Source organism: Cupriavidus numazuensis (genome assembly GCF_905397435.1).
Classification (GTDB): Bacteria; Pseudomonadota; Gammaproteobacteria; order Burkholderiales; family Burkholderiaceae; genus Cupriavidus; species Cupriavidus numazuensis.
The window spans coordinates 119,063-143,198 of sequence record NZ_CAJPVI010000009.1; the positions used below are offsets into that span (position 1 = coordinate 119,063).

General features: G+C 65.5%; 21 protein-coding genes. 6 read left to right on the forward strand and 15 right to left on the reverse strand.

The window, feature by feature from the left end:
• Positions 1-156: 156 nt before the first annotated feature.
• Entirely contained in the window at positions 157-390 is a 234-nt protein-coding gene (locus KHO41_RS09490) for a hypothetical protein (RefSeq protein ID WP_211953029.1), read from the forward strand.
• A gap of 16 nt (positions 391-406) precedes the next feature.
• Here the strand turns inward: KHO41_RS09490 and pgeF are convergent, their stop codons facing one another.
• Positions 407-1,201, reverse strand: coding sequence for a peptidoglycan editing factor PgeF (gene pgeF / locus KHO41_RS09495; RefSeq protein WP_211953030.1), 795 nt, complete (start codon positions 1,199-1,201; stop codon positions 407-409).
• Entirely contained in the window at positions 1,191-2,402 is a 1,212-nt protein-coding gene (locus KHO41_RS09500; RefSeq protein WP_211953031.1) for an RluA family pseudouridine synthase, read from the reverse strand. Before KHO41_RS09500 ends, pgeF begins: the two co-directional genes overlap by 11 nt.
• A 16-nt stretch (positions 2,403-2,418) precedes the next feature.
• Between KHO41_RS09500 and KHO41_RS09505 the strand changes: the two genes are divergently transcribed.
• Positions 2,419-3,249 (forward strand): outer membrane protein assembly factor BamD, encoded by an 831-nt coding sequence (locus KHO41_RS09505; RefSeq protein ID WP_041679567.1) that lies wholly within the window; start codon positions 2,419-2,421, stop codon positions 3,247-3,249.
• 103 nt (positions 3,250-3,352) lie between these two features.
• Here KHO41_RS09505 and KHO41_RS09510 read toward each other — a convergent pair whose 3' ends face one another.
• From KHO41_RS09510 to KHO41_RS09520, 3 genes are all read right to left on the reverse strand, one after another.
• On the reverse strand, positions 3,353-5,563 hold the full coding sequence (locus tag KHO41_RS09510) for an ATP-dependent DNA helicase (protein ID WP_376989531.1): 2,211 nt from the start codon (positions 5,561-5,563) through the stop codon (positions 3,353-3,355).
• An 82-nt stretch (positions 5,564-5,645) separates the two neighbouring features.
• Positions 5,646-5,849 carry a YdcH family protein gene (locus KHO41_RS09515; RefSeq protein ID WP_011297511.1) on the reverse strand — a complete coding sequence of 68 codons (204 nt, stop codon included), beginning with the start codon at positions 5,847-5,849 and terminating at the stop codon, positions 5,646-5,648.
• 53 nt (positions 5,850-5,902) lie between these two features.
• Positions 5,903-6,748 carry a hypothetical protein gene (locus KHO41_RS09520; RefSeq protein WP_211953032.1) on the reverse strand — a complete coding sequence of 282 codons (846 nt, stop codon included), beginning with the start codon at positions 6,746-6,748 and terminating at the stop codon, positions 5,903-5,905.
• A gap of 165 nt (positions 6,749-6,913) precedes the next feature.
• Here KHO41_RS09520 and KHO41_RS09525 point away from each other — a divergent pair, with 165 nt between their 5' ends.
• Positions 6,914-9,268 (forward strand): Tex family protein, encoded by a 2,355-nt coding sequence (locus KHO41_RS09525; RefSeq protein WP_211953033.1) that lies wholly within the window; start codon positions 6,914-6,916, stop codon positions 9,266-9,268.
• Between the two features lie 60 nt (positions 9,269-9,328).
• On the opposite strand, the gene KHO41_RS09530 is transcribed toward KHO41_RS09525, so the two are convergent.
• Complete coding sequence (locus KHO41_RS09530) at positions 9,329-10,687, reverse strand: ATP-binding protein (protein WP_211953034.1); 1,359 nt, start codon at positions 10,685-10,687, stop codon at positions 9,329-9,331.
• A complete protein-coding gene (locus KHO41_RS09535; protein ID WP_211953035.1) occupies positions 10,684-11,355 on the reverse strand; it encodes a response regulator in 672 nt (223 codons plus the stop codon). Before KHO41_RS09535 ends, KHO41_RS09530 begins: the two co-directional genes overlap by 4 nt.
• A 235-nt stretch (positions 11,356-11,590) precedes the next feature.
• On the opposite strand from KHO41_RS09535, the gene KHO41_RS09540 reads away from it, so the two are divergent.
• Both KHO41_RS09540 and KHO41_RS09545 read left to right on the forward strand, forming a co-directional pair.
• Positions 11,591-13,354 carry a glycosyltransferase family 39 protein gene (locus tag KHO41_RS09540; RefSeq protein WP_211953036.1) on the forward strand — a complete coding sequence of 588 codons (1,764 nt, stop codon included), beginning with the start codon at positions 11,591-11,593 and terminating at the stop codon, positions 13,352-13,354.
• Between the two features lie 52 nt (positions 13,355-13,406).
• Complete coding sequence (locus KHO41_RS09545; protein ID WP_211953084.1) at positions 13,407-14,456, forward strand: bifunctional UDP-4-keto-pentose/UDP-xylose synthase; 1,050 nt, start codon at positions 13,407-13,409, stop codon at positions 14,454-14,456.
• Positions 14,457-14,478: 22 nt separating this feature from the next.
• Here the strand turns inward: KHO41_RS09545 and KHO41_RS09550 are convergent, their stop codons facing one another.
• Together KHO41_RS09550 and KHO41_RS09555 are read right to left on the reverse strand one after the other, a co-directional pair.
• Positions 14,479-15,561 (reverse strand): alpha/beta fold hydrolase, encoded by a 1,083-nt coding sequence (locus KHO41_RS09550; RefSeq protein WP_211953037.1) that lies wholly within the window; start codon positions 15,559-15,561, stop codon positions 14,479-14,481.
• A 265-nt stretch (positions 15,562-15,826) separates the two neighbouring features.
• On the reverse strand, positions 15,827-16,231 hold the full coding sequence (locus tag KHO41_RS09555; RefSeq protein ID WP_244873763.1) for a hypothetical protein: 405 nt from the start codon (positions 16,229-16,231) through the stop codon (positions 15,827-15,829).
• A gap of 276 nt (positions 16,232-16,507) precedes the next feature.
• On the opposite strand from KHO41_RS09555, the gene KHO41_RS09560 reads away from it, so the two are divergent.
• Positions 16,508-16,927 (forward strand): hypothetical protein, encoded by a 420-nt coding sequence (locus KHO41_RS09560; RefSeq protein ID WP_211953038.1) that lies wholly within the window; start codon positions 16,508-16,510, stop codon positions 16,925-16,927.
• A 70-nt stretch (positions 16,928-16,997) separates the two neighbouring features.
• Here the strand turns inward: KHO41_RS09560 and KHO41_RS09565 are convergent, their stop codons facing one another.
• From KHO41_RS09565 to KHO41_RS09590, 6 genes are all read right to left on the reverse strand, one after another.
• Positions 16,998-18,908, reverse strand: coding sequence for a potassium transporter Kup (locus tag KHO41_RS09565; protein WP_211953039.1), 1,911 nt, complete (start codon positions 18,906-18,908; stop codon positions 16,998-17,000).
• Positions 18,909-19,225: 317 nt separating this feature from the next.
• Complete coding sequence (locus KHO41_RS09570; protein ID WP_211953040.1) at positions 19,226-19,939, reverse strand: ABC transporter ATP-binding protein; 714 nt, start codon at positions 19,937-19,939, stop codon at positions 19,226-19,228.
• The gene (locus tag KHO41_RS09575; RefSeq protein ID WP_211953041.1) at positions 19,936-20,703 is read right to left on the reverse strand and encodes an ABC transporter ATP-binding protein; all 768 of its coding nucleotides are present in this window, start codon (positions 20,701-20,703) and stop codon (positions 19,936-19,938) included. Before KHO41_RS09575 ends, KHO41_RS09570 begins: the two co-directional genes overlap by 4 nt.
• The gene (locus KHO41_RS09580; protein ID WP_211953042.1) at positions 20,700-21,791 is read right to left on the reverse strand and encodes a branched-chain amino acid ABC transporter permease; all 1,092 of its coding nucleotides are present in this window, start codon (positions 21,789-21,791) and stop codon (positions 20,700-20,702) included. The genes KHO41_RS09575 and KHO41_RS09580 overlap by 4 nt, the downstream gene beginning before the upstream one ends.
• 1 nt (position 21,792) lies before the next feature.
• The gene (locus KHO41_RS09585) at positions 21,793-22,659 is read right to left on the reverse strand and encodes a branched-chain amino acid ABC transporter permease (RefSeq protein ID WP_211953043.1); all 867 of its coding nucleotides are present in this window, start codon (positions 22,657-22,659) and stop codon (positions 21,793-21,795) included.
• 190 nt (positions 22,660-22,849) lie between these two features.
• Positions 22,850-24,037 (reverse strand): ABC transporter substrate-binding protein, encoded by a 1,188-nt coding sequence (locus KHO41_RS09590; RefSeq protein WP_211953044.1) that lies wholly within the window; start codon positions 24,035-24,037, stop codon positions 22,850-22,852.
• Positions 24,038-24,136 lie beyond the last annotated feature (99 nt).

Here is a 24,136-nt window from a genome sequence, read left to right on the forward strand (position 1 = left end):
TTCCGCAACATTCGAGGTCATTGTTGCCTTGCAATGTACGCGCTGTCAATGCAGAAAACCGCGTCGGCGCACCGGCCCGGAAAACCTACCCCACGGTAGCGGACCCGCGGGGCTGAACACCAGCGCGAAAGCCTACCTGCGAAGGATGAAAGTTTCATGTACATCGTAGCCATTGGATGGCTCTATGTGGCACTGATGATGGCAATCACCGAGCACAACGTCGTTGCCGGTGTGGCCACGTTCCTGCTCTATGGCGCTGCGCCGGTCGCGCTGGTGCTCTACATCATGGGAACGCCCGGCAGGCGACAGCGCCGCAAAGCGGAGGAAGCGCGCGCAGATCGCGCGCGCACGGAGGAAAACGCCAAAGCTGGCGAAAGCGGACCGCAGTGACGGGCCCGCAACTGGCTCAGCTTTCGAGCCAGACGAGACTGGCCATGCGGCCTGTGACACCGTCGCGCCGATACGAGTAGAACCGCTGCGGCTCGGATACGGTGCACGCATCGCCGCCGTAGATATCGGTGCAGCCTGCGCGGGCGAGGCGCGTGCGGGCCAGCGCATAGATGTCGGCCAAGTACTTGCCCTCAGCGCCAGGTCGAAAGGCTGCTTCGACCGCCGCATGCTCGCCGGCACGCGCCTGCGCGAGGAAGGCCTCGCGGACTTCGGCACCGACTTCGAACGCACCGGGCCCGATAGCGGGACCCAGCCACGCGAGCCAGCGCGTCGACGGCTTGCCGCGTGCCGCCTGCATGCGTGCCAGCGCGGCTTCGATGACACCGTTGCACAGGCCGCGCCATCCCGCATGCGCGGCGCCGACAACGGTCCCTTCCGTATCGCATAGCAGCACAGGTAGGCAGTCCGCCGTCATGATTGCGCACACCTGTCCGGGCACCATGGCCACACTTGCATCCGCACGCGGCACCACACCCGGTTCCGCAAGATGGTCCACCGTGGCCACGGCGCAGCCATGTACCTGCTCGAGCCACAACGGCATGGCAGGTAGATGCGCGGCGAGCTTCGCCCGATTTTCCGCGACGAGCAACGGGTCATCCCCGACATGCGTGCCGAGGTTCAGGCCGCCTGGTGCGCCGCCATCGAGCCCGTACGGACCACGGCTCACGCCACCCGCACGCGTCGTGGACAACGCGCGCACCGAGGCAGGAGCCGGCCAGTCGGGCCGCAGCCACGCGGTGTCAGTCGTCATCGTCACCCTCCCCGTCGGCCCAGATGACTTCGGGGCCGTCTTCCCAGTCCTCGTCCCAGTCGTCCTCATCGGCTTCGGTTTCACCGGCGGAGAAATCGAGCGCATCGATCAGCGCCTGGAGGTCTTCCGGCGGCGGCGCGGTCCACGACACGGACTTGCCAGTGACCGGGTGCACCAACCCCAGCTTGAACGCATGCAGTGCCTGCCGCTCGAACGGCACCGGTAACGTCACGCGCACGGCGGGCCGCTGCCCGCGTTGCGTCGCGCGGTAGTAGACCGGATCGCCCACCAGCGGATGGCCGATCGATTCGAAGTGCACGCGGATCTGGTGTGTGCGCCCGGTTTCGAGCTGGCAGCGCACCATCGACACGAAACTGCGCCCGAGCGGCACCGTGGCCAGCGTGCGGAAGTGCGTGCGCGAGGGCTTGCCGCTGTTGGTGTGAACGATGGCCATGCGCGTGCGCTCACGCGGATCGCGGCCGATCGGGGCGTCGATGGTGCCCTCCTCGTACGTACGACCCCACACCAGAGCGAGATACGTGCGCTTGACGGTGCGCGCCTGCAGCTGGCGCACGAGGTCGGTTTGTGCCGTCAGCGTGCGCGCGACCACCATCAGGCCCGAGGTCTCTTTGTCCAGCCGGTGCACGATGCCCGCGCGTGGCAGCGCTGCCGCCGCCGGGTCGCGATGCAGCAGCCCGTTGAGGACCGTACCGCTCCAGTTGCCCGCTGCCGGGTGCACGACCAGCCCGGCGGGCTTGTCGATGACCAGCAGCGCGTCGTCTTCGTACACGACCTCCAGCGGCACGTCTTCGGGGGCGAATGCCTGCGATTCCGGCGCAGCCTGCGGCTGTACCTCGATGCGGTTTCCCATCTGCACCGCGTCGCGCGGCCGGCGTACTTCACCGTCGACGCGTACCGCACCGCTTTCGATCCACTGTTGCAGCCGGCTGCGTGAAAACTCGCTGAAGTGCCGCGCAAGCAGCTTGTCCAGCCGCTCGCCATGTGCGGCGCTGTCGACTTCCAATGTCAGAGGCACCGACAGGTCGTTTAGGGGTGCTGCGGGCACCTCGTCAGCGAAGTCGTCGGTTTCATCGTTATCGGTCTGGGATGCCTGGATGCGCACCTGTTCAGGCGGCACTCCCCCCACGCCGGATTCTGGCTGAGGGCTTGGGCTATAATGCTTGACGCTATTTTTCTTCATCCGGGATACGTTGCCCATGCAATTGCTGAGCATGAAGCGCGCCAATTGGCGCGCGCGATTTGGAGCGATTCTGCTCGCAGGCGGCTGCGTCATGCTGTCGGCATGCGGCCTGCTTGCTGACCAGCCCGACGAAACCGCCGGCTGGTCGGCCAACAAATTATATTCGGAAGCCAAGGACGCCCTCGACGGCGGCGACTATTCGCGTGCCGTAAAGCTGTACGAAAAGCTGGAAGGCCGCTATCCGTTTGGCCGTTACGCCCAGCAAGCCCAGATCGACACCGCCTACGCCAGCTACAAGGACGGCGAGACGGCAGCGGCACTGGCGGCGGTGGATCGCTTCATCCAGCTGCACCCGAGCCATCCCAATATCGATTACGCCTACTACCTGAAGGGGCTGATCAACTTCAACGACAACCTGGGCTGGCTGGGCCGCTTCTCCGGCCAGGATCTCAGCGAGCGCGACCCGAAGGCCGCCCGCGCGGCGTACGACGCCTTCAATACGCTGGTCACGCGCTTCCCGGACAGCAAGTACACGCCTGATGCCGCCGCGCGCATGCAGTACATCGTCAACTCGCTGGCCCAGCACGAAGTCCATGCCGCGCGCTATTACTACAAGCGCGGCGCCTACCTGGCGGCGGTCAACCGCGCCCAGCAGGCACTCAAGGACTATGACGGCGCGCCCGCCAACGAGGAAGCGCTGTACATCATGATCCGTTCGTACGACTCGCTTGGCATGAAGGATCTGCGTGACGATACCGCCCGCGTGATGGAGCGCAATTTCCCGAACAGCGACTACATCAAGTACGGCGAACGCCGCAAGGACAAGTCCTGGTGGGAAGTGTTCTGATCAACAAAGATGCGGAGCGTTGACTCCGCGACGCATATGAAAACGGGGCAGATCCGCAAGGACTGCCCCGTTTCTCGTCGTGCGACCGGATCGGCGATGCCGCTCAGTCCGGCTGCGGCTGCGCCTCGTCTTTCTTCCGCTCCCGCAACGACTCCAGGAAGCGCACAACTGTCGGCGCCTCGCGCGTACGCGTGAACGGCGGCAGGCTTTGCCAAATCTGGCGGCCATAGGGTTTTTCGACCAGCCGCGTATCGCAGATGGCCAGCACGCCGCGGTCGGATTCCGAGCGGATCAACCGCCCCGCGCCCTGCTTCAGCGTGATGACGGCATGCGGCAACTGGTGGACCGCAAACGGGCTGAGTCCCTTCTTTTGCAGCACCTCCATGCGCGCGGCCAGCACCGGATCATCAGGCGGCGCGAACGGCAGCTTGTCGATGATCACGAGCGACAGCGCCTCGCCGCGCACATCCACACCTTCCCAGAAACTCTGGCTGCCCACCAGCACGGCATTGCCAAGCTCGCGGAAGCGGTCGAGCAATTCCGTGCGGCTGGCTTGTCCCTGGACGAGAAGCGGCAATTCGAGACCACGCTCGGCAAAGGCATCGTAAAGCAGGTCGGACGCGCGCTGCACCGCGCGCAAGGTGGTGCACAGCAGGAACGTGCGCCCGCCGGCAGCCTCGATCAGCGGCAGCGCTGCCTGCACCACGGCGTCCGTGAACTGGGGCGAATTCGGCGGCGGCATGTCGCGCGGCACGTAGAGCAGCCCCTGCTTGCCGTAATCGAACGGGCTCGGCAGCGTCAGCGAGTTGTCCTTGTTGAGTCCGAGTTGCGCGGCGTAGTGAGTGAAGTTGCCCTTTACCGACAACGTGGCCGACGTGAACACCCATGCGCGCGGATGGCCTTCGCGCTGGCGCGTGAAGATCGGCGCGATCGACAGCGGCGTGCGATGCAGTTGCACCGTATGCGAAAAAACCTCCACCCAGCGCACCGTGTCAGGCCCGAACTGCGCGGGCGCGGTTGGTGGCGGCGGCACATCGGCTTGCGGCGCGGCGTCTCCGCCGCTGTCCGGCGTTTGCGGCGCGGGTGCCTCAAACGCCTTGCCTTCGTCCCGCCATGCTTCGAGGCGCTGTTGCAGCTCTACCGCGCGGCGGTGGCATTGCTGCAGCGTCTCGGCACGTTCGGCCTGGCTTTCGAGATGCTCGACGAACGTCGACAGCGCCTCTTCGAGCGCGTCGAGCGTATCGAAGAACGGTTCGCCGATGCGCCGGTCCGCCTCGATCTGACCCAGCGCCAGCCGCGCATTATCCTTGCTGAAGGCCAGCCGCAGATCGCGCGTGGCACGCTCGAGCGGCGCCGCGATACCGACCCAATCGACCGCGTCGCGCGCGTGCGAAAGCCCTTCGGCCACGGTGTCGCGGCAGATTTCGAGCAACTGGCTGGTCGACAGCGTTTCACCGAAGAACAGTGTCGCCGTATCCGGCAGCTGGTGCGCTTCGTCGAAGATGATCGTGTTCGCCGCGGGCAGGAGTTCGGCCATGCCGGTGTCGCGCAGTACGACATCGGCAAAGAACAGGTGGTGGTTCACCACGACCAGGTCGGCCTGCTGGGCCTCCTTGCGGGCCCGCATGACGAAGCAGTCCTTGTAGTTCGGGCACTCCGAGCCCAGGCAGTTGTCACGCGTGGAAGTCACCATCTGCCACACGGGCGCGTTCTCGGGCACCGCGGCCAGTTCGGCCTTGTCGCCAGACGACGTGACCTTGGCAAAACGTGCGATTTCGCGCAGCCACGCGGCATCCTGCTTGGAGGCAAGCCGGCCATTGGCCTCCGCCCGCTCGAGGTGATAGTGGCACAGGTAGTTGGCGCGCCCCTTGAGCAGCGATACCGAGATCGGCACATTCAGCGCGCGCCGCACGGTCGGAATGTCGCGCAGGAAAAGCTGGTCCTGAAGGTTCTTCGTTCCTGTGGACAGGATGACCTTGCCGCCCCATAGCATGGCAGGCACGAGGTAGGCGAAGGTCTTGCCCGTGCCCGTCCCGGCTTCGACGATGACCGTGTCGCTCGCTTCGATCGCGCCGGCAACGGCTTCCGCCATCTTCTGCTGCGAGGCACGCGGACGATAGCCCGGGATGCCCTGCGCCAGGGTGCCGGTGTCTGCAAAGATCCTGGCCAGTTCGCTGGCGTGGTCGGCAGGCACCGCGGACGCGGGAACCAGTTCCGCCTGCGCCGGGGCCGGGGCCGGGTTATCGACGGCGGCGTCGATGGCGGTATCTGCGTCCGGCTCTGGCAGGTCGGTCGGATCGGTAACGGTGGTCAAGGCTGGTAAGGCTCGGGATTGCGGGATTGCGGGATGACGGGATAGCGCGCCATGCGGTGCTGGCTGTGTCGGCGTGCGGCGCTCAGGCCGGCACGTCGGGTTCGAGCTGCAGTTGCAGCAGGGTGATGGCGTCCTTCAGCTTGAGGCGGCGCTTCTTCAGCCGCCTGAGCTGCAGTTCGTCATGGGCCGGATCCTCGGCCAGCCGGTCGATCAGCGAATCCAGGTCGCGGTGCTCGATCTGCAGTTCAATGATCTGCCGCTCGAGGGTGTTCAGGTTAGTGTCCATATGTATTTCCCCCACCGCCTCTGCCGGGACAGGCTGGCGCGGCTCGCTCCGGCTCAGAAGCCGAAGGGACGCGGCGCCGACGCCTGGCCCTGCTGTTCCTTCGCCTTGGCGCGCCGCTCGTCCAGGTCTTTCTGGCGCTGTTCGGCGTCGCGCTGCTTGGCCTCGTAGGCCTTCACGTTTTCTTCGCGCTGGCGCGCCTGCTCGGCGCCCTTTTGCTGGGCCTCGCGCATACGGGCGTCGTAGTCCGCCTGCTTCTGCTGGTAAGCCTGCGCGTTGGCCGAGCGCTTCGGCGCATCGGCCTGCCGCTGCGCGTCGCGCAGTTGCTGATCCTGCTGTTTCTTATCGAAAGACTCGCGGCTGGCCTTCTCGTTCGCGCTGCGCTGCGGCTGGCTGGCCTCGTATTCGGCCCGGCGCAGGGCCTGTTCGCGGTCGCGGTCGGCGGCGCGCTGGGCACGTTCGGCATCCCCGACTTCCAGTTCGCGCTGGCGCAGCACCTGCAGTTCCTGCCGCTGGACTTCCTTCGCCTTGTCGATGCAGCTAGTGACGAAGAACTTGTCGTAGCAGGCACGTTCGGCCGTGGCAAAGCGGTAGTTCGTCCACGCGCGCGAATCGCCGATGGCCTTGCGTTCGGCGGCAAAATCACGCGGTGCGGTGGCGCCTGCCACTGCCGGCGCGGAAGCCTGCGCGGCGCTATCGGAAAGCGGCGCCAGCGTACCTGCACCGACCAGCGTCAGCCACAGCGCGGCGGCGGCGAACAGGCGTGCATGCAGGGTCATTCGCCCGGCATGGTGCGGGGCGGAGCGGAACAGGCATGCGGCAGGAAACATGGCCAGGAGTGCCGTGTCGCGGACGGCCATCGGCATGGCGGGCGCGGCGGCCGGATGGGGCTTGAAGGTCATGCCCGAATTCTAGCATCCGCCCTGCCTCGCGCCCTGCCAGCCAGCAAGGCCGGCGTGCCGCGGGATACACGCGCCAAAACAGGCCTACTTCCGTGGGGTGCGATCGCCGGCTTGTGGCAAAATGCCTCGCTTTCGACTGACCGCTTTCGACAGACCGATTTCCCGATGTCCAATCTGCCCGCATCCGTTTCGCAAAAGATTGTGTCGCTCATCGCGGCTGAACTAACCGTTCAACCCCGCCAGGTAGCGGCTGCCGTAGCGCTGCTCGACGAAGGCGCGACCGTTCCGTTCATCGCTCGCTACCGCAAGGAAGTGACCGACAACCTCGACGACACCCAGCTCCGTACGCTGGAAGAGCGCCTGCTGTACCTGCGCGACATGGAAGACCGTCGCCTGGCGATCCTTGCCTCGATCGAAGAGCAAGGCAAGCTGACGCCGGAACTGCGCACGGCCATTGAAGGCGCCGAGACCAAGCAGGCGCTCGAAGACCTCTACCTGCCCTACAAGCCCAAGCGCCGCACGCGCGCCCAGATCGCACGCGAATGCGGGCTCGAACCGCTGGCCCAGGCACTGCTGGCCGACCCGACGCTCGATCCGCAGGCCGAGGCCGCCAAGTACGTCAACGGCAATCCGACCGCCGACGGCGGCGTGCCCGACGTCAAGGCCGCGCTGGACGGCGCGCGCGACATCCTGTCCGAGCAGTTCGGCGAAACCGCGGAACTGCTGGGCAAGCTGCGCGAACACCTGTGGAACAACGGCGTGGTCAGCTCCACCGTGATGGAGGGCAAGGAAACCGCCGAGGAAGAGAAGTTCCGCGACTACTACCAGTACAGCGAAACCATCCGCACCGTGCCGTCGCACCGCGCGCTGGCGCTGTTCCGTGGCCGCAATGCGGGCGTGCTGATGGTCAAGCTGGGCCTTGGCGAAGAACAGGATGCGCTGGTGCCGCACCCGTGCGAAGGCATGATCGCGCGCCATATCGGTATCCAGAACCAGGGCCGCCCCGCCGACAAGTGGCTCGGCGACGTGTGCCGCTGGTGCTGGCGCGTCAAGGTGCAGCCGCACCTGGAGACCGAACTGCTGACCCAGCTGCGCGAAACCGCCGAAGGCGAAGCCATCAAGGTGTTCGGCCGCAACCTGCACGAACTGCTGCTCGCCGCACCGGCCGGCCCCAAGGCCGTGATGGGCGTCGACCCCGGCATCCGCACAGGCTGCAAGATCGCCGTGGTGGACACCACCGGCAAGCTGCTCGAAACCGCGACCATCTACCCGCATGAGCCGCGCCGCGACTGGAACGGCTCGCTGGCCACGCTCGCGCGCATGGCCAAGCAGCATGGCGTGGCGCTGGTCTCGATCGGCAACGGCACGGCCAGCCGCGAAACCGACAAGCTGGTGCAGGACCTGATGCGCCAGGCACCCGATCTGAAGCTGACCAAGATTGTCGTCAGCGAGGCCGGCGCTTCGGTCTACTCGGCATCGGAACTGGCCGCGAAGGAATTCCCGGAACTGGACGTGTCGCTGCGCGGCGCCGTATCGATTGCGCGCCGCCTGCAGGATCCGCTGGCCGAACTCGTGAAGATCGATCCGAAATCAATCGGCGTCGGCCAGTACCAGCATGACGTGAACCAGCGCGAACTGGCCCGCACGCTCGATGCCGTGGTCGAGGACTGCGTGAACGCCGTGGGCGTCGATGTGAACACCGCGTCGGCCCCGCTGCTGGCGCGTGTATCAGGCCTGAACACCGTGCTGGCGCGCAATATCGTCGAATACCGCGATGCCAATGGCGCCTTCACCAACCGCGATGCGCTGAAGAAAGTCCCGCGCCTCGGCGACAAGACCTTCGAACAGGCCGCCGGCTTCCTGCGCGTCAACAACGGCGACAATCCGCTGGATCGCTCTTCCGTGCACCCGGAAGCCTATCCGGTGGTCAAGCGCATCCTGGACCATATCAAGAAGGGCCTGTCGGACGTCATGGGCAACCGTGAGGCCTTGCGCGGCGTGTCGCCGGCGCAGTTCACCGACGAATCGTTCGGTCTGCCGACCGTGCGCGACATCCTCACCGAACTCGAAAAGCCGGGCCGCGACCCACGCCCCGAGTTCAAGACCGCGACCTTCCAGGAAGGCGTGGAAGACGTGAAGGACTTGCAACCGGGCATGATCCTGGAAGGCGTGGTTACCAACGTGGCGGCCTTTGGCGCGTTCGTGGACATCGGCGTGCACCAGGACGGTCTCGTGCATATTTCCGCGCTGTCGAACAAGTTCGTCAAGGATGCGCACGAGGTGGTCAAGGCTGGCCAGATCGTGAAGGTCAAGGTGATGGAGGTGGACGTCAAGCGCAATCGCATCGGGTTGAGCATGCGGCTGGATGACGAGCCCGGACAGACCTCGTCGCGGCCGTCGTCGGGTGACCGAGGTGGCCAGCGGCCCGGCGGTGGCAAGAGCTTCGGCAATGGCGGCAACCGCCGCGAGGCGGAACCCGCCGGCGCCATGGCAGCGGCGTTCGCCAAGCTCAAGCGCTAAGCTGCAACGCTAATCCTGCTGAAAAACGCCCCGCGCGGCTGCTGCCGCCCGGGGCGTTCTTTACGACTGCCCGCTGCAACGGAAGATGCGAACCGTCAGGCCCTTGCGGCCATCGGCGCGGTTCGCAAACGCAATCCCCAGCCCATGCAACCGCGCAACACGCTGCGCAATGGAAATCCCCAACCCATGCCCCTGCTCGCGCTGCCCGCCACCGCGAAAAAAGCGATCCCCGAGCCGTGCCAGCACCTCAGGCGCCACACCAGGCCCTTCATCACACACCACAATGCCGTCAGCGCGAAAATCCATGGTGACCATCGCCCCCGCAGGGCTGTAGCGAATCGCATTGTCCAGCAAGTTGCGAAGCATCAGCCCAAGCAGGTTCGAATCGCCGGCCAACGGCAGCGGCACGACGTCCTCTGACGGCCAGATCAATTCCACGTCGACCTTCCTGCGCTGCGCCAAAGCGAGGCAATCCGACAGCGCCTGCTGCGCAATCGGCTGCCAGTTCACGTCTTCCAGCAAGGCCAGCTCCGACGCATCTTCGAGCCGGCTCATGGTCAGCAATTGCGACACCAGCCGGCTCATGCGGTCGATGCCGGATTCCACATTGGCGCGCGCGCGGGCGCTTTCGCTTTCGTCCGTTGAGCGCTGCGCGATTTCCCACTGAGCCTTGAGCGCGGCCAGCGGCGTGCGCATTTCGTGTGCGGCATCGGCCGTGAGGCGCCGCTCATGCTCGAGCGAATCGGAGACGCGCACCAGCAGCCGGTTCATGGCGTTGACCAGCGGCACCAGTTCGCCGGGTACGCCTGCCAGGCCCAATGGCCGCGGGTCGTGCGGAGAGCGGCTCTCGATTTCCGTGGAGAGCTCCCGCACCGGCGCCATGGCGCGTCGCATGAACAGGATCAGCACGCCGATCAGCACGGGCAGCCCGGCCGCCCAAGGCACCACCTGGGCCGCGATGTAGGACAGGATCAGCTCGTTGCGCTCGCCCAGCTTCTGGCCGATGCAAACGCGCCAGCCGGTGACATCATCATCCAGGTAATACAGCCGCCAGCGATGGCCGTCGATGCGCTGGTCGGTAAAGCCCTTCACGCCTTGCGCGCGCGGCAGGCGATCCCCATCCGGATCGATGTGCATGGGCGTGCCATCGGGCAGCCAGGCCCCAATGGCGAGGTCGCCGAGGCCTGCATCGCCCTGGTCTCCTTCCGGCGCCGCCGGCAACCGTGCCCGCGACGGCGCGGCCGTGATGTCGACCAGCGGCACCAGCGAATGCATCTGCATGGCCATGCGGACCATGTCGGTGTCGTAAAGCTCGTTGATTTCGTGGCGCGCACGCACGTAGGTCATGCCGATGGTCAGCAACCACACCACCGGGGCCGCAATCAGCACGGCCAGGATCAGGCGCCGCTGCAGCGTCATGCACAGTCCTCGGCAGCACCGAGCGTGTAGCCCGCGCCACGGAACGTGCGGACGATCTTCGGATGGATCTTGCGGCGCAGGTGGTGAATATGCACCTCCAGCGTGTTGCTTTCGAGGCCGCCCTGCCAGTCATAGAGCTTGTCGCGCAGGAAATCGCGCGTCAGCAGACGGTTCGGGTGGGCCAGCAGCAATTCGAGCAGCATTGCCTCGCGGCTGGTCAGTTCCACGGGCTTGCCGTGCCAGAGCGCCTGCTTGGCGGCCGGGTGGAATTCGAGTGCGCCGTGCCGCCAGACCGGCGCGGAGTTTCCGGCGGCGCGGCGCGTCATGGCGCGCAGCCGCGCGGCCAGTTCATCGAGCGAAATCGGCTTGACCAGATAATCGTCGGCACCGGAATCCAGGCCGCTGATGCGGCTCTCGATGGCATCGCGCGCCGTGAGGACCAACACAGGAATCTGGCAGCCGCGCTCGCGCCAGCGCCTGAGCCATGTCATGCCGTCTTCACCCGGCAACCCGAGATCGAGCACGGCAGCATCGTAGTGCACCACGCCAAGTGCATGATCCCCCTCTGCACCCGAGGTGAACCAGTCGACGACGTATCCCATGAGTTGCAGGCCATGCAACAGGCCATCACCCAGCATGGGGTCGTCTTCAATAATAAGTATTCTCATTTCCAGGCCTGCTTTTAACTTTTAAAGATATAGGCCATTCCGCGGCAATAGGGCCTGGCAAGTCGCGTAGTCGCCATTCTGCCTAATATTCCTTAATCTGCCATTAAGGTTCGTCACTTATCCTTCGCTGTTGCCCTGAACGAGCGGCTTGTCTGCCTTTCATGCGACAACCGTTTGCCACATGGCACCGCCCGGTTCCCGGCCCGAGATCCGCCCACGCCAGCCTTCCTCTTTCATGTTTCAAGGTTCCGACCGCCTGACGGGCAAGCCCGAAGTGCTTGCCACGCAAGCCGCACAGCCATGGCACAGGCGCCGCTTCGGCGGCGTTCCGCTGATCGTGCTGGCCGGCGTCTGCGTGCTGATTGCGCTACTGTGGTTCGGCACGCTGGGTATGCGCCACCTGATCGGGCCGGACGAAGGACGGTATGCCGAAATCGCGCGCGAGATGTTCCTGAGTGGCGATTGGGTGACCATTCGCTACAACGACCTGAAGTACTTCGAAAAGCCGCCGTTTCATATGTGGGTAACGGCGCTATCCTATGCGCTGTTCGGCATTGGCGAGTGGCAGGCGCGCCTGTGCGTCGCGCTGACCGGTGCCGTCGGCCTGCTGGCGTCGATGCTGGCGGCCCATCGCTGGTTTGGCGCCCGTGCCGCGTTGCTCACTGGACTGGTGCTCGTCGCCGCGCCGATGTGGAGCGTGGCGGCGCACTTCAACACGCTGGACATGACCCTTTCCGGCGCCATGGCCTGCGTGCTTGCGTTCATGCTGCTGGCACAGCATCCGCAGGCCAGTCCGGCGGTGCGCCGCAACTGGATGCTGGCTTGCTGGCTGGCCATGGGCGTGGCAATCCTGACCAAGGGGCTGGTAGGCATCGCCCTGCCCGGCCTGGTGCTGGTGATCTACACGCTCGTCAGCCGTGACTTTGCGCTGTGGCGCCGCCTGCATCTCGTGAGCGGCATCGCGCTGATGCTGCTGGTTGCCGTACCGTGGTTCTGGCTGGTCTCCGAACGCAATCCGGAATTCCTGCGCTTCTTCTTCATTCATGAGCATTGGGAGCGCTACACGTCGACGGTGCATTCGCGTAAGGGTCCCCTGCTCTATTTCGTACCGCTCCTGATCGCCGGCTTCCTGCCCTGGCTGGGCCTGTTTCCGCGCATGTGGCAGGCGGTGCGAGAGCGCGCCGGCGTGGAACGCGGCAACGCGGCACGGCCCTTCCAGCCAGCTCTGCTGGCGGCCGTCTGGGCCATCGTCATCTTCGTCTTCTTCAGCCTGTCGCGCTCCAAGCTGCCCGGCTATATCCTGCCGATCTTCCCGGCACTGGGCATCATCGCCGGCGCAGCGCTGGACACCATCTCCGAGCGCTCGTGGCGGCGGCAGTTGCTGGCCGGATTGGTGATCGGCGCCATCGGCCTGCTGGCCAGCCCCATCGTGGCGACGCTCAACTCCAACAACACGCCCAACGCGCTGTATCGGGCCTATGCCATCTGGGCCGCCGTGGCGTTTGCGATGATCATCGCCAGCACGCTGGTTGCGCGCTGGCTGCTGCAGCGGCGTGGCTTGCTCGCCAGCATCACGGTCTACGCACTCGGCATGTGCGCGGCGTTCACGGCCGCACTGCTGGGCCATGAAGTCATCGGCCGCTCCGCATCGGGCATCGACATGATCGAACCGCTTGCACGCGTGCTGCGCCCCGACATGAAGCTCTATGGCGTGCGCGTGCTCGACCATACGCTGCCGTTCTACCTGCGCCACCCGCTGGTCATGGTCGAACGTCCCGATGAGCTCGAGTTCGGTGTTACCCAGGAACCGCAGAAATGGCTGCCGTCTACCACGGCATTCCTGGCCGCGTGGCAGGACGGCAAACCTGCCATGGCGATCATGTCGCCGCAGACGTTCGATGAGCTCAGCCAGCACGCACCCATGTACGTGGTGGCGCGCGACTGGCGCCGTGTGGCCGTTACCAACTTCGCCGTGAATTCTCCGGCACCGCAGCGCTGAAGCCCTGGCGCCCGGCATCCTTTACGCTTAACCCATGCAACAACCCAATTCCATGCAAGGCAAGAAAGTCCTCATCCTCGGCGTCAACGGCTTCATCGGCCACCACCTGACGCGCCGCATCCTGGAAACGACGTCGTGGGAGGTCTACGGCATGGACATGTCGTCCGACCGCCTCGGTGACCTCGTCGACCATCCGCGCATGCACTTCTTTGAAGGTGACATCACCATCAACAAGGAGTGGATCGAGTACAACATCCGCAAGTGCGACGTGGTGCTGCCGCTGGTGGCCATCGCCACGCCAGCCACCTACGTGCGCCAGCCGCTGCGCGTGTTCGAACTCGACTTCGAAGCGAACCTGCCGATCGTGCGCGCCGCCGTGAAGTACGGCAAGCACCTGGTGTTTCCGTCGACCTCCGAGGTCTACGGCATGTGCGCCGACGAGGAATTCGATCCCGAGTCGTCGCCGCTGATCTACGGCCCGATCAACAAGCCGCGCTGGATCTACGCCTGCTCCAAGCAACTCATGGACCGTGTCATCCACGCCTACGGCATGGAGCAGGGCCTGAACTACACGCTGTTCCGTCCGTTCAACTGGATCGGTGCGGGGCTGGACTCGATCTTCGAATCGAAGGAAGGTTCGTCGCGTGTGGTCACGCAGTTCCTCGGCCATATCGTGCGCGGCGAGCCGATCAAGCTGGTCGACGGCGGCGAGCAGAAGCGCGCGTTTGCCGATATCTCGGACGGTATCTCGGCGCTGATGCGCATCATCGAGAATCCCAACGGTATCGCCACGGGCAAGATCTTCAACATCGGCAACCCGTCCAACATCCACTCGGTGCGCGAACTCGCCGAGATGATGCTGAAGATGGCTGCCGACTACCCTGAGTACGCCGAGGAAGCGCGCAAGACCCAGATCGTCGAAACGTCGTCGGGCGACTTCTACGGCAAGGGCTACCAGGACGTGCAGCATCGCGTGCCGAAGATCGACAACACCATGCAGGAACTCGGCTGGAAGCCCGAGGTGACGATGGAACAGGCGCTGCGCCGGATCTTCGAGGCGTACCGCGACCATGTGGTCGACGCACGCACGCTGGTCAACTAAGCGACCACGCCGCAAGCGGGACTTACACTCCCGCACTATCGAAACCGGCCTTGCGCGCCAGCACGATGGCCTGCGGCCGGTTCTCGACTTCCAGCTTCGAGAAGATACTGGTGATATGGTTGCGCACCGTCTTCTCGCTCAGGTCCAGGTGCGCGGCAATCTGCGCATTGTCGCGACCCTGCGCGATCAACTCGACGATGTCCCGCTCGCGGCGCGTCAGGGCCAGGAACGCCGGATCGGCCGCCACGACAGGCGCCGGCAGGAAGTTGCGGATCTCGTCGCGCCAGCGTTGCCACGCCGGCTCTGTTTCGAGCAGCAGGTGATTGCCGCTTTCCAGCGGCACGAACCGTGCGCCCGGGATTTCGCTGGCGATCAGGCGGCCTTCATCGAACGGCACGCGCGCATCGCGCACCGCATGCATGACGAGCGTGGGACAGCTGACTTGCGGCAGCAGCGCGACCACGTCGATCTCATTGAATACGCGCATGAAGCGTGCGGCATTCACCGGTGATGTCGATACACGCTCCAGTTCGTTGAACCAGCGATGCTGCTCGGCCGTGCCGCCGGGAATGAACTGCGTCGTGAAGAACTGGCGGAATGCCGGGTTCTCCTGCCCCCAGCCGAGTTCCGCCAGCTTGTTCATCAGCTCGGCTTCCTCTCGCAGGTGCGGGTTCAGATGCAGGTCGCGCTTGAGGCGCCCGCGCGCATAACCACCGTGCAGGATCAGATGGCTGACCCGCTGCGGGTGCGCCACGGCATACGCGACGGCGATCGATGCGCCCTGCGAGATACCGAGCAACGGAAAATGGTCCACGCCCGTGGCATCGACAATGGTTTCGAGATCGCGCAGCCACGCGTCGAAAGACAGCTCCTCCACCTCGCGGTCGGAGAGTCCGCAGCCACGCTCGTCGTACCGGATCAGCGTATGGTCGCTGGACAGTGCGGCGAGCATGTGACTCCACACGGGGCTGCCGACATCGAACTCCAGGTGGCTCATCCAGTTCGCCGCCTTGACCAGCGGCGGGCCTGTGCCGGTGAGGGCATACGCCAGCCGCACGCCATCGCGGCTGGTGCACAGGCGGATCTGCTGCTTGAACATCGGCATTTCGGCTCACGCGGTGCACGGTGGCCGACACGGGCAGCAAACGGCCCGCGCGATTGGCGCGCCACGTAACTTACCTAGATTAGCAAAGGAATGCGCGCGCCGAGACGGCAAAGCGCTGCCAGGCCCGGCGAATACCGGGCCTGTCTCGCCGGGGGCGTCAGGCCTGCGCCAGCGCGGTGCACGTGGCGGTCATGGCGCACATGCTGCGCGGTGCAGCCTTAGCTGGCGAGATGAGAAGGATGCCCCAGGGGGGCCGTGCCTGGGACTACGCGTGCAGGGCCTCCTGCGCAGGCCCGGCGGTCAGGCATGCGCCGCCACGCCCTTCACCGGGCTGCGTACGCGCGCCGTCGGTAAACGGGTCATAGCGGCCGCCCTGCCGGCTGCCGTCGGTGTAGGGATCAGGCTTGCCCATGCGCATTGCGCCCTGGTCAGCGCCCGAGCCGTCGACCGCGCACACGGACATGCCCTGACGAGCGATGACGGCCTGACTCTGCATATCGGCCTGTGCTGCGCCGCGGGCGCCATCGGTGAAAGGATCGCGCGGGCCGTTATGGCCTGCAGCGGCAGTTGCCCGTGGGGCTTCGCCACGCACGTCGGCGCGGGCCATGCTGCAAAGCCCGGCGACGAGTGCGGCAGCGGCAAGCATGGTCTTGGCAAGGTTCATACGCATGGATGACTCCAACATGGCCTGCCGGACCGCCTGGCTCAGCGCCGCGGCGTGGCATGGCCGTGTGCAGGCGATCTCGCTCGATGAGCGCCTTCAATGCGGGGCCGCACGAGATCGCCTTTGCCGTGCCTTGGCCGAGGTCCGCGCCCGCCTTCCGCCATCCCATCGTAGCGGCGCCAGGGCGCAAGACTGCCGTGCCAGGCCCGGCGGCAAGCGGCGGACCTGGACAAGCGGTGGATTGCATTGTCGGGCTGCCGGGCACGTGCCCGCATGAGGCGCGTGTCCCGGTTCGCTGCCGGCTGGGCTGTCTTGCCCGGGAATTCCGGGACAGACGCCCCGAAGAAGCGCGAAGACCTGCGCATCTCGGCCGTCGAGCGCGATGCCGCGATCGACGACCTGATCGCGCTGGTGTCGGGCATGGATGAAATCCTGCAAGCGCAGGCCAGTGCCGATGCGGAGTACTTCCTGCGCGTGACCCGCAAGCCGCAGGACTCGGCACAGGCCATGCAAGTGCGCGAACTTGTGCTCAAGGCCTACCGCTGGACGTATATCGTCACCGGCGTGCTCGAGCCGCGCTTCGGCAAGCTGCTCGGCGACATGATCAATGCCGCGCAGGCCGCGCGCATCGAGGCCGCCATGGCGCCGCTCATGTACGCGATGCCCGCGACCGGCCAGCCGTCACCCGCCATGGCCGCGTGAACCGGCCCCAAAGACAAAGCCCCCGCAGGTTTGCACCTGGCGGGGGCTTCGTGCTGCCTGCACGGGCTTGTCAGATTTCGACCTTCGTGCCGAGCTCGACCACGCGGTTGGCCGGAATCTGGAAGAAGTCCGATGGCTTGGCGCCGTTCTGATGCATCCACGCAAACAAGCTTTCGCGCCACATCGACATGCCCGGCAGCTTGGACGGGATCACCGATTCGCGCGCGATGAAGAACGAGGTCTCCATCAGCTCGAAATGCATGCCCAGCTTGCGCTGCGCGAGGTCCAGTACCTTGTGCACGTCCGGCGTTTCCTTGAAGCCGTAATCCGACTTCAGGATGAACACACCGCCGCCGAGATCCTTGCAGCTCAGGCGTTGCTCATCGTCGACATACGGAATATCGCGCGTAACAAAGCTCAGGAAGACCACCCGCTCATGCAGCACACGGTTGTGCTTGAGGTTGTGCAGCAGCGACACCGGCACCGACTCGGTATTGCCGGTCAGGAACACGGCCGTGCCCTCCACGCGATGCGGCGGGTGTGCGAGCAGGCCGGCAATGAACGGCTCCAGCGGAATGCCGTCTTCGAGGCTGCGCGCACGCAGCAGCTTGCGGCCGCTGTACCACGTCATCAGCAGGAAGAATGCCGAGCTGCCGAGCAGCAGGGGGAACCAGCCGCCTTCGGCGACCTTCAGCAGGTTCGCCGCGAAGAATGCCAGGTCCACCAGCAGGAACGACAAGCCGAGCAGCGTCACGAGCGCCGGGTTCCACTTCCAGACGTTGCGCATCACCACGGCCGCGAGGAACGTGGTGATCACCATGGTCGTGGTCACGGCAATGCCATAGGCCGCCGCCAGGTTCTCCGACTTCTTGAACGAGATCACCACGGCCACCACCAGCACCAGCAGGATCCAGTTGATGACCGGCAGGTAGATCTGCCCGATCTCGGCCGCCGAGGTGTAGCGCACGCGCATGCGCGGCACGAAGCCGAGCTGGATGGCCTGGCTGGTCAGCGAAAACGCGCCCGAGATGACCGCCTGCGAGGCGATGACCGTGGCGCAGGTCGCCAGCAGCACCATCGGGATCAGCAGCGGTTCCGGCACCATCAGGTAGAACGGATTCTCGGCACCGGCTGGGTTCGTCAGCAGCATCGCGCCCTGGCCGAAGTAGTTCAGCATCAGGCACGGCATCACCAGCACGAACCATCCGTAGCGGATCGGGCGCGCGCCGAAGTGGCCCATGTCGACGTAGAGCGCCTCGGCCCCTGTCAGCACCAGGAACACCGAGCCCAGCACGATGAAGGCCTGCAGCGCATGCTCGATCAGGAACGAAATGCCGTAGTACGGGTTGAAGGCCTTCAGGATTTCAGGCGCCTGCATCAGGTTGTAGACGCCAAGCAGCCCAAGCGTCACGAACCAGACCACCATGACGGGGCCGAACAGCTTGCCCACCGCCGAGGTGCCGCTACGCTGGATCAGGAACAGTGCGATCAGAATGACCAGCGTGATCGGTATCACGAACCGCGAGAGTTGTGGCGCGGCAATTTCCAGGCCCTCGACCGCCGACAGCACCGAGATGGCTGGCGTAATCACCGCATCGCCATAGAACATGCATGCGCCGAAGATGCCCAGCATCATCAGCACCTTGGCCCAGCGCGAGCGTGGCGCCGCCGTGCGCAGTACCAGCGCCATCAGCGCCAGCACCCCGCCTTCGCCGTTGTTGTCCGCACGCATCACGAACACGACGTACTTGATCGAGACCACGATGATCATGGCCCAGAACAGCAGCGAGATGATCCCCAGGACGGCGTCGGGGCTGAACGGGATGCCGTGCTCCTTGCTGAAGCACTCCTTGAGCGCATACAGCGGGCTGGTGCCGATGTCGCCGAAGACGACACCGATGGCGCCGATCACCAGCGCGCGCGTGCTCGGGTTCTCGACAAAGTAGTGGCTGGTGGTGGTGGTCGCGGATTGGGTGGTCATGAATTCTGGTCTTGAGGACCGGTTCGCGGAGGAGAGATCGATCTCCCGAAACCCGGCCAGACACAGCAGCCATCGGATTGGCCGCCTCCCTCTTCTGATGTTCTATTGCAATGCACAATTGGGCGCAATTCTAGAGGAACTGTGCCCCGCCGGCCACTGACGATGCCACCAATACCGCAGGCGGAACGCATCAAGCATGGGAGGGAAGTGGCGGATGGTCAAGTCCCGCCGCCAAATCGCAGCGTCGGCGCCGCCGTCGGCACGACGTTGCGATGCCGCCACAAAAAGTGCGCATCAGGCTCTTTTTGGGTGGCGCCTTACACGCCCAGGTAGCGGTCCAGCGCTTCGGGCTTGGCGGCAAGGTCGGCAGCCGGGCCAGTCAGGACGACGCGGCCCTTTTCGAGCACGACCACGCGATCCGCATGGGCGAGCACCGAGCGGAAGTTGCGATCCACCACCACGGAGGCGATGCCGGTGGCGCGGACCGTGGCAATGACCTCCCAGATCTCGCGCACGATCCGTGGCGCCAGGCCCTCGGTCGCTTCATCGAGCACCAGGCAGTCCGGATTGGTCATCAGCGCGCGGCCGATCGACAGCATCTGCTGCTCGCCGCCGGAAAGCTGCTGGCCGCCGTGGCCCAGGCGCTCCTTGAGCCGAGGGAACAGGTCGAGCACGCGCGCTTCGTCCCAGTCGTGGCGGCCGTTGCAGCCCTTGCGCGCCGCCATGAGGAGGTTCTCGCGCACCGAAAGGTTGGGAAACACGCCGCGCCCTTCCGGCACATAAGCGACGCCGAGGCGCGCGACTTCGAAGGGCTGTGCACGCGAGACATCGCGCCCCGCTACGCGGATATTGCCGCTGCGCTGGCGCACATGGCCGAGCAGCGTTCTCAGCAGCGTGCTCTTGCCCATGCCATTGCGCCCGAGCAGCCCCACGGTCTCGCCCGTGCCGACGCGAAACTCCACGTCGCGAAGGACATGGCTGGAGCCGTACCAGGCATTGATACCGCTGGCTTCGATCATGGTAGTGGTCATACCGGCACCCCGCCGTCTTCGGCCTCGCCCAGGTAGGCGAGCTGCACTTCGCGGTTGGTGCGGATCTCATCCGGCGTGCCGCTGGCGATGACGGCCCCATTGACCATCACCGTGATGCGATCGGCTACCGAGAACACGGCATCCATATCGTGCTCGACCAGCAGGATCGCGTGGCCTTCGCGCAGGCCGCGCAGCAGCCCGAGCATGCGCGACGATTCCTCTGCCCCCATGCCCGCGAGCGGCTCGTCCAACAACAGCGCCACCGGTTGCGTGGCCAGGCACATCGCCACTTCGAGCTGGCGCTTCTGGCCGTGCGCAAGCTCGCTGGCCAGTCGCCCCGCATGCGCGGCCAGACCCGCGCGTTCCATCGCCTCATCGGCCAGCGCGCCGCTCATGCGGCAATTGCGCGCGCCTTCCCACAGCCGCCATGCGCGCTGCGCACGCGATTGCGCCGCGAGCCGGCAGTTCTCGCGCACGGTCAGCGGCAGGAAGATGTTGTTGCGCTGGTAGCTACGGCCAATGCCGTGCCGTGCCAGCCGCGGCTGGGACCAGCCGGTCACGTCGCGTCCCTGCAGGTGAAGGTGCCCCTCCGACGGCGGCAGTTCGCCGGACAGCATGTTGATCAGCGTGGACTTGCCCGCGCCGTTCGTGCCGATCACCGCATGGATCTCGTGCAATCCCAGCGACAGGTCCACGCCCGCCACTGCGGTCAGGCCGCCGAAACGCCGCGTCAGTCCCGTGGCCTGCAATATCGGTGTATTCATGCGGCCTCCGTGTTGCGCGCGCTGCGGCCTTTGCTGCCCGCGTCCTGCGCCGTGTCGTCGTCATCGCCAGCCGTGCCGCCATTGCGCGCCCCCGAAGCGCCATGCTTCTGCCGCAGCACTGCCGGCAGGCTCACCAACCCGCGCGGCAACAGCGCCACCGCAATGATGATGAAGCCGCCCATCAGCAACTGCCAGTGCTTGGTCATGGTGCTGAACCATTCGGCCAGCAGCACGAAGGAAAACGCACCGAGCACCGCGCCCGCCAGACTGCCCACGCCGCCCAGGATGACCATCAGCATGGCGTTGCCCGACTGGTGCCACGACGCGATCTCCGGATTCACGAAGCCGAACTGGATCGCGTACAGGAACCCCGCCAGGCCGGCCAGCATGCCGCCCGCGACAAAGGCGCCGAGCTGGTAGCGGTACGTGGCGTAGCCTGCCGCGCGCATGCGCTGCTCGTTATGGCGGATACCCACCAGCGCGTGACCGAAGCGCGAACGCAACAGCAGTGCCAGCACGACCACTGTCACGCCCATGGCGGCCCAGACCATCCAGTAAAAATGGCTCGGATCGTTGACCGTGAGTTGCTGCGGGCCGGGCACGGGAAATTCAGGGCGGAAGTAGATGTAGGTGCCGTCGCTGCCACCGGCGATCTTGGTGTCGTGGAACACGAAGTACACCATCTGCGCGAATGCCAGCGTCACCATGATGAAGTACACGCCGCGTGTGCGCAGCACCAGCATGCCGACCAGCACGGCGAGTGCCGCCGCCGCGCCCAGCGCGCCGGCGAGCAGCAGCCAGCCGTTGCCGGGCCCGGATTCCGGTGCCAGGATCGCCGTGGCATAGGCCGCAGCCGCAAAGTAAGCGGCGTGGCCCAGGCTCACCAGCCCGGTATAGCCGATCAGCAGCTGCAGCGAGAGCGCGAAGATGGCCATGATCATGACCTTGCTCAGCAGCTCGATATAGAACTTGTGGCTGTCGGCGGTCAGCAGCAGTGGCAGGCTGGCCAGCACGGCAAATGCCACGAGCCACGCGAAAGCGACGCGCGCATTGCCATGCGAAGGCGCCAGGGAATGCTTGGTATCCATGTCAACCCGCCTTGAACAGGCCTTGCGGCTTCCACAACAGGATCACCGCCATCAGGAGGTAGATCAGCACGCCCGACGCTTCCTGCCAGAACACCTTGCCAAAGGTATCGACAAAGCCGAGCAACAGCGACGCCACCAGTGCGCCCTTCACCGAACCGATGCCGCCGATCACCACCACCACGAAGCAAACGATCAGCACCTGCGCGCCCATGCCCGGGTACACCGACGACACCGGCGCGGCAATCATGCCCGCCAGCACGGCCAGCGCCACGCCAAGTGCGAACACCACCCGGTAGAGCACCGTCACGTTGATGCCGAGCGACTGCACCATTTCGCGGTTGGTCGCGCCGGCACGGATCATCATGCCGAGCCGCGTGCGGCGGATCACGTAGTACATGCCCGCTGCCACCAGCAGGCACACCGCCGAGATGCACAGGCGATAGACCGGATAGGTCATGTCGTTGCCGATCGGCAGCGCACCGTCGAGAAACGCGGGAATCGGCACACCGTGCACGTCGTCACCAACCAGGATGCTGCGCAATTCCTCGAACACCAGGATCAGGCCGTAGGTCATCAGCACCTGCTGCAGGTGGTCGCGCTCATAAAGGAAGCTGAAGAACGCCCACTCGAGCACATAGCCGAACGCCACGGCCAGCACGATGCCGAGCGGCAACGCGATGAGCAGGTTGCCCGTCAGGCTCGCCAGCGTGAACGCCAGGTAGGCACCAAGCATGTAGAAGCTGCCATGTGCCAGGTTGATGACGCCCATGATGCCGAAGATCAGCGTCAGGCCGCTGGCCACGAGGAACAGCAGCAGCCCGTACTGCACGCTGTTCAGGCACTGGATCAGGAAGGAGACGATGTCCATGCGGGCAATGCATCAAACAGAACCGAGAGCGCCACGCAAGCCGGTGGCAAGCTCCCCTCTCCTGCGCGCGGGAGAGGGGTTGAGGGAGAGGGCAGGCGTTTGCACGATGCGAGCACCTTTACTTCGTGGAGGCTCCTGCCCTCTCCCCCGCCCCTCTCCCGCAAGCGGGAGAGGGAAGCAAACCGCAGCGTTACAGCCGGCAGCCGCGCGCCGGATCGGCCAGCGCCTTCACCGCCACGGTGCTCACCTTGTTCTCGCGGCCGTCCACCTTGCGCAGGTAGAAATCCTGCACCGGGTTGTGCGCCTTGGACAGCGTGAAGGCACCGCGCGGGCTGTCCACCTTGGCGGATTCCATGGCCTTGTAGACGTCGGCCTTGCGCGACATGTCGCCCTTCACCGCATTCGCGCCGGCGGCCAGCAACTGCGCGGCGTCGTAGCCCTGCACCGCATAGACGTCCGGCTGCAGCTTGTACGTCTTGGCGTAGTCCAGTCGGAAGGTCTTGTCGCGTGCGTTGCTCAGGCCGTCCGCATAGTGCAGCGTGGTTTCCAGGCCCTGTGCGGCATTGCCCTGCGCCTCGAGCGTGCCGTCCGTGAGGAAGCCCGAGCCATAGAGCGGGATCTTGTCCTTGAGCCCAGCGCCGGCCCAGTCCTTGACGAACTTGACCGCACCGCCGCCCGCGAAGAACACGAACACGGCGTCCGGCTTGAGCGCAGCCACTTCCGTGATCAGCGCCTGGAACTCCACGTTCGGGAACGGCAGGCTCAGCTCCTTCACCACCTTGCCGCCCTTGCTTTCGAAGGCTTCCTTGAAGCCCTTCACCGATTGCTCGCCCGCTGCGTATTTCCAGGTCAGCGTGACGACCTTCTTCATGCCGCGGTCGGCCAGCACGTGGCCCATGGCGTAGCCGGGCTGCCAGTTCGAGAACGACGAGCGGAAGATATTCGGACCGCACAGCGGGCCAGTGGCCTCATCCACGCCGGCATTCGGGATGATCAGCAGCGTGTTGTTTTCTTTGGCCACCTTGACGATGCCCATCTGCACGCCCGAATGCACGGTGCCCACCACCACATCGACCTGGTCGCGCTTGATCAGCTTGGTGGCATTCTCGGGCGCCTTGGCGGGATCCGATTCATCGTCGACCTTGAAGTACTCGATGTCGCGCCCGCCAAGCTTGCCGCCCTGCTGCTGCACATACATGCGGAAACCGTTCTCGATCGCCGTGCCCAGCGCCGCATACGTGCCCGTATAGGGCAGCATGAACCCTACCTTGATCTTCCCGCCCTGCGCGCTCTGCGCCTGGACGGCCCCGGTGGCGGCAAGCATTGCAGCAACGGCAAGGCAGGCAGGCGCGAGCCTGCGCGATGTGAAGCGGTGCATGATGTCTCCTGGTGGTCAAGCCGGCGGTTTGCCTGTTGCGAAACCGTGATCGGTCCCTGCCCCCAGGGTTCGGAGCGTGTCCGGATGCGAACACAGGGG

What these genes read in the sequence shown, in the direction of transcription:
- KHO41_RS09490 (WP_211953029.1), top strand. Translation starts at nt 157, where the DNA reads ATGTACATCGTAGCCATTGGATGGCTCTATGTGGCACTGATGATGGCA.
- pgeF (WP_211953030.1), bottom strand. Translation starts at nt 1,201, where the DNA reads ATGACGACTGACACCGCGTGGCTGCGGCCCGACTGGCCGGCTCCTGCC.
- KHO41_RS09500 (WP_211953031.1), bottom strand. Translation starts at nt 2,402, where the DNA reads ATGAAGAAAAATAGCGTCAAGCATTATAGCCCAAGCCCTCAGCCAGAA.
- KHO41_RS09505 (WP_041679567.1), top strand. Translation starts at nt 2,419, where the DNA reads ATGCAATTGCTGAGCATGAAGCGCGCCAATTGGCGCGCGCGATTTGGA.
- KHO41_RS09515 (WP_011297511.1), bottom strand. Translation starts at nt 5,849, where the DNA reads ATGGACACTAACCTGAACACCCTCGAGCGGCAGATCATTGAACTGCAG.
- KHO41_RS09520 (WP_211953032.1), bottom strand. Translation starts at nt 6,748, where the DNA reads ATGACCTTCAAGCCCCATCCGGCCGCCGCGCCCGCCATGCCGATGGCC.
- KHO41_RS09525 (WP_211953033.1), top strand. Translation starts at nt 6,914, where the DNA reads ATGTCCAATCTGCCCGCATCCGTTTCGCAAAAGATTGTGTCGCTCATC.
- KHO41_RS09530 (WP_211953034.1), bottom strand. Translation starts at nt 10,687, where the DNA reads ATGACGCTGCAGCGGCGCCTGATCCTGGCCGTGCTGATTGCGGCCCCG.
- KHO41_RS09535 (WP_211953035.1), bottom strand. Translation starts at nt 11,355, where the DNA reads ATGAGAATACTTATTATTGAAGACGACCCCATGCTGGGTGATGGCCTG.
- KHO41_RS09540 (WP_211953036.1), top strand. Translation starts at nt 11,591, where the DNA reads ATGTTTCAAGGTTCCGACCGCCTGACGGGCAAGCCCGAAGTGCTTGCC.
- KHO41_RS09545 (WP_211953084.1), top strand. Translation starts at nt 13,407, where the DNA reads ATGCAAGGCAAGAAAGTCCTCATCCTCGGCGTCAACGGCTTCATCGGC.
- KHO41_RS09550 (WP_211953037.1), bottom strand. Translation starts at nt 15,561, where the DNA reads ATGCCGATGTTCAAGCAGCAGATCCGCCTGTGCACCAGCCGCGATGGC.
- KHO41_RS09555 (WP_244873763.1), bottom strand. Translation starts at nt 16,231, where the DNA reads ATGCGTATGAACCTTGCCAAGACCATGCTTGCCGCTGCCGCACTCGTC.
- KHO41_RS09565 (WP_211953039.1), bottom strand. Translation starts at nt 18,908, where the DNA reads ATGACCACCCAATCCGCGACCACCACCACCAGCCACTACTTTGTCGAG.
- KHO41_RS09570 (WP_211953040.1), bottom strand. Translation starts at nt 19,939, where the DNA reads ATGACCACTACCATGATCGAAGCCAGCGGTATCAATGCCTGGTACGGC.
- KHO41_RS09575 (WP_211953041.1), bottom strand. Translation starts at nt 20,703, where the DNA reads ATGAATACACCGATATTGCAGGCCACGGGACTGACGCGGCGTTTCGGC.
- KHO41_RS09580 (WP_211953042.1), bottom strand. Translation starts at nt 21,791, where the DNA reads ATGGATACCAAGCATTCCCTGGCGCCTTCGCATGGCAATGCGCGCGTC.
- KHO41_RS09585 (WP_211953043.1), bottom strand. Translation starts at nt 22,659, where the DNA reads ATGGACATCGTCTCCTTCCTGATCCAGTGCCTGAACAGCGTGCAGTAC.
- KHO41_RS09590 (WP_211953044.1), bottom strand. Translation starts at nt 24,037, where the DNA reads ATGCACCGCTTCACATCGCGCAGGCTCGCGCCTGCCTGCCTTGCCGTT.